The sequence below is a fragment of the Desulfitobacterium sp. PCE1 genome, assembly GCF_000384015.1.
GTDB lineage: Bacteria > Bacillota > Desulfitobacteriia > Desulfitobacteriales > Desulfitobacteriaceae > Desulfitobacterium > Desulfitobacterium dehalogenans.
The window spans coordinates 1,898,224-1,911,980 of record NZ_KB913023.1 but is presented as its reverse complement, the minus strand read 5'-3'; the positions used below and the strand labels follow the sequence as shown (position 1 = coordinate 1,911,980).

Below are 13,757 nucleotides of genomic sequence, written 5' to 3'. Positions count from 1 at the left end.
AGTATTAGTATATCAAATAGTCTCTCAATATAGCCCTATTTTAGGTTTTCCGGGTTGAGCCCCTGTAGTTCGGGAATCACGAAGCGTCCATCCTTGCGAATCAAAACATCGTCGAAGTACATTTCTCCGCCACCGTACTCCGGGCGCTGAATGCATACCAAATCCCAATGGATGGCAGATTTATTGCCATTATAGCAATCATCGTAGCAGTTTCCCGGAGTGAAATGGAAGCTTCCGTCGATCTTCTCGTCGAAAAGAGTATCCTTCATAGGATGGAGGATGTAAGGATTGACCCCAATGGCAAACTCCCCGATATAACGGGCTCCTTCATCCGTATTGAAAATCTCCTCGATGCGTTCAGTGTCGTTGGCTGTGGCCTTAACTATCTTGCCATCCTTAAATTCCAGCACGATATTTTCATAGGTAAAACCTTGATACAAGGCTGCTATAGTGTAGGAAATCCGTCCATTAACGGATTCCCGGAGAGGTGCTGTATAGACTTCCCCATCGGGAATATTGATATGGCCATCGCATTTAATCCCTTTCATCCCTTTGATGGAGAAGGTCAAGTCCGTCCCAGGACCGGTAATCCGTACTTTGTCCGTCCGTTCTATAAGTTCTACCAAAGGGTCCATAGCCTTGGACATCTTTGCGTAATCCAAATTGCATACGTTAAAATAGAAATCTTCAAAGGCTTCTATACTGGTATTGGCTAATTGTGCCGTGGAGGCATTGGGATAACGCATCACCACCCATTTGGTATGCGATACCCGATGATCCGTTACCGTTCTTTGGTACTCTTTTTGGTAGATGCTCATCTTGTCACCGGGGACATCAGAAAGCTCATTGGCGTTTTCCCCTGCTCTGATACCCACAAAGGCATCCATCTCTTTCATCCGGGCCAAATCCCAACGAGCCATGGCTTGGGCCTGCTCTTCGGTCATTCCTTTTAAAAGCTCACGCAATAGGGTATTATTATTAACATGTAAAAAAGGATGGCCTCCCGCCTCATAGGCATATTTCACCAAGGCCTGAGCCAGTGGAATCTCTAAACCATTGACCTCAATCAGGACTTTTTCCCCCGGCTTCAATTCAATGGCGTAGTTAATAATGGATTGTGCTAGTTTTTCCATCCGTGGATCTTTCAATGATATTGCCTTCTTTCTCTTGATCTTTTTTTTATGTGCCTCGTTTATGATAACTTGGGCCATATCTCAGTAATCATTCTATAGTCCTTATGAAAATACCTTTCTCAAGGCTCAAACTACAGTATAGAGGAGCGGCATCCATGAACAATGAGCAAGACCTTTGGACCTATACTCTTCAGCCCCAGGATGATGGGCAGAAATACCAGGAAATCCTCTTTCGCAAATTCCATTTCTCCCGTAAGTTAATCCAGCATCTGAAGCAGGCGGAAGAGCGGGTCTGGGTTAACGGAGTATTCACTTTTCTGACAGCCCGGGGCAAAGCCGGTGAGGTCCTGGCCGTTCAACTCCAAACCCCGGAGACCAACAGTATCCCCGGTGAGGACCTGCCCCTGGAGATTCTTTATGAAGATGATTATTTTCTGGCTGTCAATAAGCCCGCCGGGCAAGTCGTTCATCCCACTCCCCGCTATCCTACAGGAACCATAGGCAACGCCGTCGTAGGCTATTGGCTGGCCCAAGGAGAAGCGCGTCCCTTTCGCCCCATTCACCGCATTGACCGCAACACCTCGGGAGTAGTGGTGGTAGGGAAAAATCAATTCGCCCACCAACAAATGGCTTGGCAGCATACTCACCGACGCATTCATAAATGCTATTTGGGAATCGTCGAAGGACAGGTGAAAGAGGATCAGGGTGTTATCAATGCCCCCATTGCCCTCGCTCCCGGCAGCTTTATGCAAAGACAGATTTCCCTGGAGGGCTCACCTGCAGTCACTCACTACAAAGTTTTAGAGCGTTATCAAGACGTCTCTTTGCTGGAATTTATCCTGGAAACCGGCCGCACCCACCAGATTCGGGTCCATTGTCAACACTTGGGGCATTCCCTTTTAGGGGACGACCTCTATGGAGGCAGTTTGGCAAGGATCGATCGCCAAGCACTTCACTCCTCCATCTATGAGTTTAATCATCCCCTGACCGGTGAACTGACTAGCATCCAGGCTCCTCTTCCCGAGGATTTACAGCAGCTTCTGAGGGGACTACGTTCCTTCAATGCCTGATCGCTCCACACCTTCAAAATAGCCCACCACGCTGCTCAGACGGTACTAGCAGGGGGTGAAAAACGTGATCCGGGTCAGGTAGCTTTACGCACAACGCACCTTCGGGCGTGAGCTCCTGAAACCCTCCACCGGAGGCTTTCTTCATCGGAGCTCACGTACTCAATAGCTCCAGGGTTGGTCAACTCGCTTTCTTAACAGCTTCGCCAAACCTCCGGGTAATACCTGATGTGAACCAGTGGCTCCGCTATGTTAAGAAAGCCTCGTTGACCCAACCACCCCTCCGCTTAAAGAAAGCTTGGCTTATGGTGAGTGAAGCGAAGCAGAAGCCTTAGCTGCCTTATACACAGTGAAAATCGTTCGCTCTTGTGCGCAAAGCTACGCTGGCGGGTCTTTTTCGTGTCCTTTCTGGGGTCTTTTCAGGGTTAGCAGCCATGCTGCGGGGCGTCACCAGCAGAGAATGAAAAGCTTTGCTCGGTTGCCCGGGTCGTGTGGCTTATCCTTCATCCACGCCTCCCAAGCCCGAAAGGCAGCCCAAGGATTTTGCTTTAAGGCAGAGAACGGATTCTAAGCGAGCAGGTAAGCAATCTTCGCGAAAAGACTGCAGCGGAGTCGGGTTGGAAACAGGACGTTTCCAACCGCCCATTGAGCAGGAGCGATTTGGGCGGGCACCCGACGCAGCGGAGGTCTTGAGCGATTAGATTGCTCCGCGCAGCTTATGGAGTGAACGCCGAAAGCAAAATCCTGGAGATAATCAATCCCCTAAGACCGATGTACAATGAGGGCACCGTGTAGCTTCCTTATGTATTTCCACATAACAATACGGACAAGGCTTGGTGGTTGCTTCCTCCACCACCTCTTCTTTGACTTCTTTCCGTCTATTAAAGCGGTTTATCTGCTTAATCACAATAAAAATAGTGAAAGCAATGATGAGAAAATCTACTATATTATTAATGAATAATCCGTAATTCAGAGTAGGAACACCGGCGGTCTGAGCATCTGCGACAGTGGCAAAATCCCCATCTCCCAGAGTAATAAAGGCATTGGAAAAATCCACTTGACCCAAGAGAAGACCCACTACAGGCATAATTACATCATTGACTAAAGAAGTCACGATTTTGCCAAAGGCACCTCCGATAATGACACCCACAGCCAGATCGATGACATTCCCCTTCATAGCAAACTCTTTAAATTCTTTCCACATTGTCTATTCCCCCTCTTTACTATCTCTTAATCCTAATTTCTTCATACATTGCCCGAGGACTTCCGGAAATGCCAGAATTTCCTCTGGTTCATACTCCCCCATTAAGCAGACTTGAATCCAATTACGCTGGCGAAGATAAGAGCTGCGATAGCTGAGAGCATAGCCCTCTTTTTCCAATTTGTCACCACATTCTATGGACCTGATTCCTTGAGGCAGTACCAGGGTAAGAACATTCGGGGCGGCCTCTTCAGCAGAGGCCAATACCTGAATTCCAAGTTCCTGCAGTTTAGCCCTGAGCCACTCCCCCAGTCTTTGATTAATGCTCATATCTCTATCCACTGCATATTCTAAGGCCTGTTGCAAAGCATAGACGAGATTGGAGGATTGGGTAAAAGGAACCCCCTCCGACTGTTGATATAACTCCAGATCCATATAGCGGGGCAATGTTCCCCCTTTGAGCACCTGATTATAGCAGACAAAGCTCAGCCCAGGATAGGAGCAGAGCGCTTTGCCACTAACTCCTGAAGCCAGATAGACCCCGCTTAAGTCCATAGGTACAGCACCGATGGAACTCACGCAATCCACAGCCAGAGCGATTTGATGTTGGCAGCAAAGATCCTTCAGCCTTGGCAAATCATTGAGCACCCCTGTGGAGGTTTCCAGATGAACTGCCCAGAGCCACTGAAGCGGGTCATCCCTTTTATCCAGCCGCTTTTCGATTTCCTTATAATCGAACCCTTTCCCCCAGGGAATGGCGTGTTCTTCAAAATTGAGACCTGCCCGTCGTGCCTGATCAAGCAAGCGGTTCCCGAACTCTCCGTTGCTGAGAACCAGGCCTTTTTTCTTGCCCATCATGGCGAATAGATAAGCCCCCACCACATCATTGGCCAAAGTCCCTGATCCCAGCAGAATCTGGACGTGTCGAGCCTTCAGCCATTGGGTCAGATCCTTTTTGATCCCAGCCATAGCTGCCGAGAATTCCTCAGACCGATGGGAGCAAGGAGCTCTCTTAAAGGCCTCTTGCACCTCCTGACGAATCCTGACCGGCCCGGGAAGAAAATTCACACTTTCTCTCCAATCATCTTTGCTTCTGAAGGTATAAAGCAATTCTATAAGTTTTTGGCTTAGATGCTCTCGTGTAATGTACATGGGCTGATAAGAAGCCGCCGCTGTCCCTACCAGAGGGCCAAAGGGTTTAAATCCCAGGTGATTATATAACTTCAACTGCCGTACTGTACCAGAAATTACAGCCAAGTCGTAGCCCTGTTTTTGACAATGCTCAAAAAGCAGACTCATCAGACCCAGCAGCACTCGCGTTCCCCGCACATCCTTCTCCACGGCCAATAGACGAATTTCACAGATTGAGCTATGGAGAGGCAGATAAGAATCTAAATCCTCTAATTTCCGATCGATCGAAAAAGGACGTTTATCCCGGCAAGCCAACATCCCCACAAGCTTCCCCCGACGTAGACAGATGCAGTAGATATTTTCCGGGTGAAAGGGATCGATCAGCCTTTCCTGGCTATTCGCTTCATGTTGAGGAATTTCTTTGACAAAGGTTTTGTAGTTTAAGTGATGGATTTGCTCAAATTCCTCTTTACTAGTGGCAATTTTAAATCTCAAATCCGTTCTTGCCATTACCTTCTCCTTTGCAATGTTTTCTTCCCCATCTCCTGGATATTCTTCCGATGAGCAAAGAGAATGAGGATAGCCAGGACAGCCAGACCTGCAGACTGCTCAATAGGTCTCTCCATGATGAAGGATAGGACGGGAGCACCCAGAATCACTACTAAGCCGCTTAAGGTAAATTGGCGTGTCAAGACTAAGACAAACAGGAAGATCACCACAGCAGTCAAAGCCAGGATTGGATCGATAACCAGTATTCCTCCCAGCGCCGGAGCCACTCCCTTCCCCCCGCGCAAGCCCAGCTGCAGAGGCCAGATATGACCGGCAACTACTGCAATCAGGCAAAGAATAAGGGTAGTCAGGGATAGATTCAAGAGCATGGATAAGGCCGGTGGAAATGCTCCCTTGAGGGCATCACCCATTACGGTAAGAAAAAATCCTTTCTTCCCCAGAACTCTTCCCGCATTGGTTGCCCCCGTCGCACCGGACCCGTAGTTACGAACATCATCTTTTTGCCACAGTCTGACAAGGTAGTACCCGGTGCTCATCCCCCCCAGGAGATAGGCGCCACAAATCATGAACAGGTCGATCATCCCAGTCTCCCTCCATAGGGTTAAGCTTCATTTCTTCCCCTTCAGGAATATACTACCACATGCATGGAATATCTTGCCATATTCCTTACCGTTTATTACCTTCTGTTAAGAGAAAGGAAGGGTAGCATGGAAGCCATTCAACATGGATCGATAGAAAAAAACAAGTCCGTTGGAGACATGAATTACTTTGAGCTCTTAGCCTGGCTGGGCATTGGGAGCTCTCATCCAGGAGGATTTCCGGCCACCATCAAAAACCTGGAAGTTATGGATGTGAACTCCGAAGATTTCATTCTTGACGCAGGTTGCGGCAGCGGCCTTACAGTTTGTCAGTTGGCCAAAAGCAAGGGCTGCAAAATCATCGGAGTGGATATCAACTCCCAAATGATCGAAAAAGCCCGGCAGAGAGCCGAGCACGAAGAAGTCGCTCATCTGGCGGAATTCAGGGTAGCCGATGTCAACAGCCTCCCCTTTCCCGACAATCACTTTGATTGGGTCATGTGCGAATCCATTACTGTCTTCTTAGATAAAGAAAAAGTCTACAAAGAGTTCTTTCGTGTCTTAAAGCCCGAAGGCCGGATTGCCGATCTGGAGATGGCTTTACTCTATGAGCTGCCCCCCCAACTTCGCTCTCAGATGGAGTTCTGTTATGGCAAAGGCACCGCTCCCCTGTCTTTTGAGGAATGGAGCAAAACCCTGGCAGAAGCAGGGTTTGAGGATGTGGAAATCAAAAATCCCCAAGCTTTGCGAAACACCAACAGCAACCTCATCTTAAACGAGCTGAAAAAAGACTGGATGCTTGTCAAGGATCTGGTGCAAAAGGTCTCCAGTCACCCGGGCCTATACAGACGCTTGCAGCAGAATGCCAACTTTATGAAAAACTATAAAGGGTATTTCGGTTTTGGCTTGATCTGTGGCAGGAAACCCACACCCCCTGAACCGCCCAAAAAGCCCACCCTTAAAGAAAGGTTTCTTAATAACCTTAAAATCTTTAAGGATAAAATTCCTCACCGCAAATCATTTTCTGTGTAATAAACGATCCCAATGGCTCCGGGGCCAACATGGAGTCCGATCACCGGACCGATAGGCATTACCTTAATATTGGCAGTGACCGTATCTTTAATCTTTTTCACTAAAGCTTGAGCTTCATCGAGGCAATTGATATGGTGAACGGCAATCTCCCCCAACCCATATTTGCCAATGTCCTGAAGCATCTTATCAATCATAGCCAACACGGCTTTCTCCTTATGCCGCACCTTGGTCAGGACAAGGACCTTCCCCTCTTCCACCGTCAGGATAGGAATAATTTTAAACAGATTGCCGATTAAGGCACCAGCTCCGCCGATACGGCCACCCTTTTTCAAATAATCCAGATTATCCGGTATAAACAAAAAACGGCTACGTTTAATATTCTGCAGCACAATCTCTTTGACCTCAGCAAGACTCTTCTCCGCTTTGGCTGCACGAGCTCCCTGTATAACAGCAAATCCTAATTGCATGGAATTGGAGCGGGAATCAATGATTTCGATCTGGGCATCAGGATATTTTTCCAATATCATTTCTTTAACCAATTGAGCTGTAGAAAAAGTTCCACTCATATCCGAGGATAGGAAAATCCCGCACAGGCTTTCACCTGCCGAGACCACTTTTTCCATCTCCTGATAAAGTTCACCGACAGAAGGTTGTGAAGAGGTGGGTATCCCCTTGGCTTCCATCATCTCATAAAACTCTTCATTGGATAGATCGCTTTCCCGCAGTGATTGATCACCAAAAGAGACATTCAAAGACACCCGTCTTATGTCCAATTCTTCTCTCGCTTCATCGTCTATGTAGCATGTGCTATCGGTTAACACACGGACAGCCATTTGTTCATCTCCTCTATATTTAATCTATCGAATATAATATTACAATAAAATACGTTAAAAAGGAATTAAACCCGTCCCAAAGGCGGGTTTAATTTAGTCGAAAGCAAGCCCGAGGTAAGCTCTTTCTTCGAATATCTCATTCTGATGATGAACGGGTCCCAATTCTCGTGAACTTATCCTTTTAAACATTCCAAAGGATCGGACTTGACCTCCCATAACCTGACCCCCATGGGCAGGGGTCCTGATAATGAACTCCTGAGCCTGGAGAGTATGGGCCAAGGCCTTCAATCCGTGACAAAAAAACTCCTCAGGAACCAGATACTCCTTAACCAAAACCTTATCTCCAGTCAAACGTTCAACAGCGGCACACCCCTGAACTTCCCCCACATTTAACTTGTAGAGATCTGCTCCAGAAAGCCGGGAGATCTTCTTTTGATACGCAACCTCCTCTTCCCTGTAGGCTAGATAGGTTGCTCCCCGGAGAAGCTGGTTGCGGATGCTGTTATAGGCTTGGGGAGCAGCCGCCGAAACCGCAAACCCGGATCTGTTCTCCCTATTAATGCCTGAGGATGCACACATTACCTCAATCTCATTGCGGTTCAATACCGCTTCACGGAGGGCAAATCCTGCCTGATACCCTCGCCTCTCATAAAAGTTAAATAACTCCGCTTCTGCGGGTACCAGTACACACAATTCCATCTGCCGCTTCCCAAGGTATGCTAAGGCCCAATCCATCAGCTCCGTGGCAATCCCCCGGTGTTGAAAATCCGGATGAGTCCCAATGGCATAAAGCATAGAACCCTGGATACTTTTCTGCCCCTCATGGGCCTCCAGCCATTGGACTGGAATCATGGTAAGCATAGCCGTAATGACATGGTCGACAAGATAAACTGCTACCTGCTCCGGCTGGAAGCGCTGGGTAAAATAAAAGTCAATAAAGGAGTCCGAATCCCCAAAGCAAAGCTTCCAGATACCTTTAAGGCGCTCTACATCGGACCAAAGGGCCAGCCGCATTTCCTTCATAGAAATCTCCTTATCGTGAAAAGTCAAACCGCTCCCCTTAAACGCAGTTTAAGCAGAGCGGAAAAATACAATGATATAATTACCTAAGCAAAATACCGAGCTAAGAATTTCTCTTCCATTTTATCTGGGTGATAGGATAGTTTTGCCTTACGTAAGCCCTCATATCCCATGTCCTCTTCCCGATTCACATAGATAATATCCGGATAGGTTTCCCTGATCCATCTCACAAACTCCCGGTTAATGATTTGATAAGCTCCCTGAATCTCTCCGAAGGCTTTCTCTACATGTACTACATAAGTATCAGAATTGAGCCGCTCCCCCATGGTAAAGGCCACGATCTTGCCCTCTGCGCGGATTAATCCCCCTTCGAGTTCCAAATTCCTGAAGTGATCAAAATTCCGTTTTACAGCACAGTATTCAGCTCTCAGCTGTTCATCATCTTTACAATCGTTTTTCCGACACCATTCCAGGTTCATTTCCCAGCATTCAGCCAGATTTTCCGGAGTAATGAGTTCGAAGGACCAGGTAGTGTTGGCGATGAAACGATTGATATGGTTTCGTTTGGCTTGCAGCTTTCTTCCGGCCAGGGAAGCCAATTTTTCAGCCTGATAGACATAATCAAAGCTATCCCGCATTTCCTCATATTCAAAATGCTCAGGATACACTTCTTTTAAAGTCGCCATATTTTCCAGGGAAATTCCCAGCACAATAAATTCATGGTTATTTTCCTGGGCATCTTTTTTCATTTCTTCCAGGACCGGTTGAACATCACCGGTTCCTGCCGGATAAAAATAATAATAGGTTTCTTCGAGCCGTCCTTTGACAACGAGGTAATCATTCACTTTAGCCACCTGATAATGATAAGTCTCCGACCATGAGAATAAGTTCGTAAAATTTTGATGACAGCCGCTAAGATCCGAGGCTCTGAGCAGCGGTTTGACCCACTCTTTATCGCTTATCTCTACCTTTTTAAAGTCAATCATGTTTTATCCACCTTATGTACTGCTATTTTTGTAATTATCCTGAGCATGATATTATTATATTATAGGAACAACTTACCGATGTCTAGAATCTTAATCTATACTTTCCTTAGGACACTTCCATTATAATACCTTTCTATAATACCTCATTTCTTCTTCGAATCAAAGTGACAAATCTTTGGGATGCTATGCCTTGAAGCATCCGCTTAGGAAAGGGGTAAACCATTGATCAAGTTCATCATTCATCGCTTTATTCCTCAATATGACAACATCTCAGACAAGCGGGTTCGTGAGAGATATGGAGTCTTAGCGGGAGTATTAGGTATCATCTGCAACCTGATTTTATTTATACTTAAGCTTTTGCTGGGGATTTTTATGAACAGTATCGCCGTTATTTCCGACGCCTTTAATAACCTCTCCGATTGCGGCTCCTCCATCATCGCCATCATCGCAGCGAAAATGAGCAACCGACCACCGGATATAGAGCACCCCTTTGGCCACGGCAGAATAGAATACATCTCTTCCCTGGTTGTTGCTTTTATTATCTTTATGGTAGGCTTCGAACTTCTCAAAAACTCCTTCAATAAGATCCTTCATCCAGATGTGGTCATTTTCAGTTGGATTTCTTTGGTTATTCTCCTTTTTTCCGTAGCCTTAAAAATCTGGATGTTCTCCTATAACCGCACCATCGGGAATATCATTAATTCGGGAATAAATAGGGCCACTGCTTATGACAGTCTCAATGACGCCTTGGCCACCAGTGCTGTCATCCTCTCCACACTGATTGGTCATTATTTTGGCCTCGCCATTGACGGATACATGGGTCTTCTCATCTCCCTTTTCATCCTTTATTCAGGGTATACTATCGCCAAAGAAACGATCAATATCTTATTGGGCTCTTCCCCCAATACCGAACTGGCTAATCAAGTTAAGGATATGGTCAGTGAAGGAATGTACATTGTAGGGACCCATGATTTAAAAGTTCATGATTATGGCCCAGGCCGAACCATTGCCTCCATTCATGCCGAAATCCTGGACACTGTGAATAGTGTCGACGCCCACATGATTATTGACGACCTTGAAAAGCGCATCTCTGAGGAATTGAACATCACTATTGTCATTCATATCGATCCCATTACTACCGATGAAGAAAAAATTAATGCGATGAAGGAGATGGTTAAATCCGCTCTAAAGGAAGTAAATAGCTCCTTTGCCGCACATAATATCCGTATGACCATAGGCTATCGCTGTATGAACGTGATCTTTGAATTATCCGTTCCTTCTCCCCAGGTACCCGATGCCGATACTATCCGAAAGGATATTATTCATAAACTAAAAGAAAAAGACCCCCTGCTTAACGTTATTGTTAATTCAGTCACCGCTTTAGTTTAAGATTATACCAATAGAGATTGGAGCGTGATCAAACAATGTGGTTTGCCAAATCTCAAGAAGAAGTACTTCGAGAGCTCAACGTGAACCCTGCTACCGGACTTTCCAGCCAGGAAGTCCAAACCCGTTTGGAGAAGTACGGAGCCAATAAGCTTAAAGGAAAACCCAAGAAAAGCTTAATCGCTTTGTTCTTCGCCCAATTGAAAGATATGCTGATTTATGTTCTGATCGGCGCGGCATTGATCACCCTGTTTATCGGAGAATATGTGGACTCCATCATCATTCTTCTGGTGGTGGTCCTCAATGCAGTCATTGGGGTGTTCCAAGAATTCAAAGCGGAAAAAGCTATCGAAGCCTTGCAGCAAATGAGCACACCCAAGACACTGGTCCGACGGAATGGAGAAGTCGTGGAGATCTCATCTGAGGAACTGGTCCCGGGGGACATCATCCTCATCGACGCAGGCCGCTTTATCCCGGCAGACCTGCGCCTTATTGAGAGCGCCAATCTCCAGATTGAAGAGTCTGCTCTCACGGGTGAATCCGTTCCCACGGAAAAAATTGCCCAGGAAACTCTTAAGGACCCTAAAACTCCCCTTGGCGATCAGGTGAATATGGCCTTCATGTCCACCTTAGCCACTTATGGCCGGGGGGAAGGGGTAGTGGTGGGGACCGCCATGGAAACAGAGATCGGAAAAATCGCTAAGATTCTCGACGAAGAGATTGATGAGATGACCCCCCTGCAAAAAAGAATGGAAGAGTTAGGGAAGGTTTTGGGGTATCTGGCCATCGGCATCTGTGTCCTCATCTTTATGATCTCCTTTTTCCAGAAACGGGATCTCTTTGAGATGTTCATGACCGCCATTAGCTTAGCTGTGGCCGCTATACCCGAGGGTCTTCCCGCCATTGTCGCCATTGTCCTGGCCCTGGGAGTTACCCGGATGTCCAAAATCAACGCCATTGTCAAAAAGCTGCCCGCCGTGGAAACCTTGGGCTCCGTAAACATTATTTGTTCAGATAAAACCGGGACCCTGACCCAAAACCAAATGACCGTGGTTAAGTATTACACACTGAACGATTTGCAGGAAGTTCCCCGGGAGGGCTCCGGTTTTAACGCAAGCCTTCAGGAAAAAGACCTGATGAAAACCTTGGTCCTTTGCTCGGACGCTACCTATGAACATGGCCAGGGTACAGGAGATCCTACGGAGATTGCCTTGGTGGTCTTAGGGGATCGCTTTAACCTGGGGAAAAAAACCTTGAATGCCGAACATAAGCGGGTGGGTGAACATCCCTTCGATTCCGACCGCAAGCTCATGTCCACCCTTAATGAAGAAGATAGAGGGTACAGGGTACATACCAAAGGAGCTATTGATAACCTTCTCAAGATCTCAACCACTGCTTTAGTCGAAGGAAAAGTAGTCCCCCTCACGGAAGAAATGAAGAAAGAGTACCTTCGTATGGCTGATGAAATGTCCGATGCTGCCCTGCGGGTACTGGGTGCCGCCTATAAAGATGTTGATACCATGATCAGCCCCAAGGAGATGGAGCAGGACCTTACCCTCCTCGGTATGGTCGGCATGATCGATCCTCCCCGTCTGGAAGTCAAGGATTCCATCCGGGATGCCAAGCTGGCAGGAATCACACCGGTTATGATTACCGGAGACCATAAAAACACCGCCGTAGCTATCGCCAAAGAATTAGGGATCGCTGAGTCAATAGAGGAAAGCATGACCGGCGCTGAAATCGATGAATTGTCCGATGCAGAGTTTTCCGAACGCATCGGCAGCCTGCGGGTCTTTGCCCGGGTTTCCCCGGAGCACAAGGTTAAAATCGTCAAAGCCTTCAAATCCCATGGCAACATCGTCTCCATGACGGGAGATGGAGTCAACGATGCTCCTTCCTTGAAAAACGCCGACATTGGAGTAGCCATGGGGATAACCGGTACCGATGTCTCCAAAGGTGCCGCGGATATGATCTTAACCGATGATAATTTCACCACCATCGTCCACGCTATTGAGGAAGGCCGGAATATCTATAACAACATCAGGAAGTCGGTGATTTTCCTCCTCTCCTGTAACCTGGGAGAGATTATCGCTATCTTCTTCTCGGTTCTCTTTTTCTGGCCTGTTCCTCTTCTCGCCACTCAGCTTTTGTGGATTAACTTAATCACTGATACCCTCCCGGCCATTGCCCTGGGGGTCGATCCCGGGGATAAAGAAGTCATGCGCCAAAAACCCCGTGACCCCAAAGAAAGCTTCTTTGCCCACGGAGCAGGGGTCCGGGCCATCATCGGCGGTGTACTGATCGGCACGTTGACCCTGGTAGCCTTCTATGTGGGACTTCGTGAATACGGTTATTCCTTAGGCTCCATGGCGATCCCCGACGATGTCCTCACCTATGCCCGTACTATGGCCTTCGTCGTCCTGGCTGCCTCCCAGCTCTTCTACTCTCTGGCCATGAGAAGCGCCACTAAATCCATCTTCACCCTAGGTTTCTTCTCTAACAAATATCTGATCGGAGCAATTATCGTCGGCTTACTACTGCAGCTGACGGTCATCTCCGTCCCCTTCCTCTCCAGCGCCTTTAAACTGCAAATGCTGTCCTTAAGAGACTGGGGTATCGTCCTTAGCTTAGCTGTTATTCCCCTGATTCTTAAGGAGATTTATAAAACCTTCTTGCGACGATCTTAGATAAACAGCAAGGCTAATGTTCAACTGAACTCGTTGGACATTAGCCTTTTTAATACCCGGAGTTTTTACCGGAAGGCATTCTCAGTCAGTCATAGGAAGTGCATGAGAGAGGTAAGACGTCTGCTCTACTTACATGGACTTGCCGTGGAACCCGATATCTTTTTCCAAAAACATCTGGACGAAACTTACCGCA

General features: G+C 47.2%; 12 protein-coding genes. 5 read left to right on the top strand and 7 right to left on the bottom strand.

Translation table 11 applies throughout. The features are described from left to right. Positions 1–35: 35 nt before the first annotated feature. On the bottom strand, positions 36–1,148 hold the full coding sequence (locus DESPCE1_RS0109465; protein WP_019850316.1) for an aminopeptidase: 1,113 nt from the start codon (positions 1,146–1,148) through the stop codon (positions 36–38). Between the two features lie 140 nt (positions 1,149–1,288). On the opposite strand from DESPCE1_RS0109465, the gene DESPCE1_RS0109460 reads away from it, so the two are divergent. Both DESPCE1_RS0109460 and DESPCE1_RS22505 read left to right on the top strand, forming a co-directional pair. Next, positions 1,289–2,203 carry an RluA family pseudouridine synthase gene (locus DESPCE1_RS0109460; RefSeq protein ID WP_019850315.1) on the top strand — a complete coding sequence of 305 codons (915 nt, stop codon included), beginning with the start codon at positions 1,289–1,291 and terminating at the stop codon, positions 2,201–2,203. Between the two features lie 467 nt (positions 2,204–2,670). Continuing rightward, positions 2,671–2,901, top strand: a complete 231-nt coding sequence (locus tag DESPCE1_RS22505) for a hypothetical protein (RefSeq protein ID WP_084813862.1) — start codon at positions 2,671–2,673, stop codon at positions 2,899–2,901. Positions 2,902–2,954: 53 nt separating this feature from the next. On the opposite strand, the gene mscL is transcribed toward DESPCE1_RS22505, so the two are convergent. From mscL to plsY, 3 genes are read right to left on the bottom strand one after another with little or no spacing between them, the layout of a single operon-like run. Beyond that, positions 2,955–3,404, bottom strand: coding sequence for a large conductance mechanosensitive channel protein MscL (mscL, locus tag DESPCE1_RS0109455; protein ID WP_019850314.1), 450 nt, complete (start codon positions 3,402–3,404; stop codon positions 2,955–2,957). Between the two features lie 3 nt (positions 3,405–3,407). After that, positions 3,408–5,042, bottom strand: coding sequence for an aminotransferase class V-fold PLP-dependent enzyme (locus DESPCE1_RS0109450; protein WP_019850313.1), 1,635 nt, complete (start codon positions 5,040–5,042; stop codon positions 3,408–3,410). Next, on the bottom strand, positions 5,042–5,623 hold the full coding sequence (gene plsY, locus DESPCE1_RS0109445; protein ID WP_019850312.1) for a glycerol-3-phosphate 1-O-acyltransferase PlsY: 582 nt from the start codon (positions 5,621–5,623) through the stop codon (positions 5,042–5,044). Before plsY ends, DESPCE1_RS0109450 begins: the two co-directional genes overlap by 1 nt. 126 nt (positions 5,624–5,749) lie before the next feature. Between plsY and DESPCE1_RS0109440 the strand changes: the two genes are divergently transcribed. Further along, entirely contained in the window at positions 5,750–6,652 is a 903-nt protein-coding gene (locus tag DESPCE1_RS0109440; protein ID WP_014793780.1) for a class I SAM-dependent methyltransferase, read from the top strand. Here the strand turns inward: DESPCE1_RS0109440 and DESPCE1_RS0109435 are convergent. The 3 genes from DESPCE1_RS0109435 to DESPCE1_RS0109425 all read right to left on the bottom strand — a co-directional run bounded on the left by DESPCE1_RS0109435 (position 6,628) and on the right by DESPCE1_RS0109425 (position 9,491). Next, positions 6,628–7,485, bottom strand: coding sequence for a DegV family protein (locus DESPCE1_RS0109435; RefSeq protein ID WP_014793779.1), 858 nt, complete (start codon positions 7,483–7,485; stop codon positions 6,628–6,630). The genes DESPCE1_RS0109440 and DESPCE1_RS0109435 overlap by 25 nt on opposite strands. A gap of 93 nt (positions 7,486–7,578) precedes the next feature. After that, complete coding sequence (locus tag DESPCE1_RS0109430; protein WP_019850311.1) at positions 7,579–8,508, bottom strand: GNAT family N-acetyltransferase; 930 nt, start codon at positions 8,506–8,508, stop codon at positions 7,579–7,581. An 83-nt stretch (positions 8,509–8,591) separates the two neighbouring features. Next, entirely contained in the window at positions 8,592–9,491 is a 900-nt protein-coding gene (locus DESPCE1_RS0109425; RefSeq protein ID WP_019850310.1) for a DUF2156 domain-containing protein, read from the bottom strand. A 222-nt stretch (positions 9,492–9,713) separates the two neighbouring features. Here DESPCE1_RS0109425 and DESPCE1_RS0109420 point away from each other — a divergent pair, with 222 nt between their 5' ends. Further along, positions 9,714–10,880: a cation diffusion facilitator family transporter gene (locus DESPCE1_RS0109420; protein WP_014793776.1), complete on the top strand. Its 1,167-nt coding sequence runs from the start codon at positions 9,714–9,716 to the stop codon at positions 10,878–10,880. Positions 10,881–10,915: 35 nt separating this feature from the next. Further along, the gene (locus DESPCE1_RS0109415; RefSeq protein WP_019850309.1) at positions 10,916–13,564 is read left to right on the top strand and encodes a cation-translocating P-type ATPase; all 2,649 of its coding nucleotides are present in this window, start codon (positions 10,916–10,918) and stop codon (positions 13,562–13,564) included. The last annotated feature ends 193 nt before the right edge of the window (positions 13,565–13,757 follow it).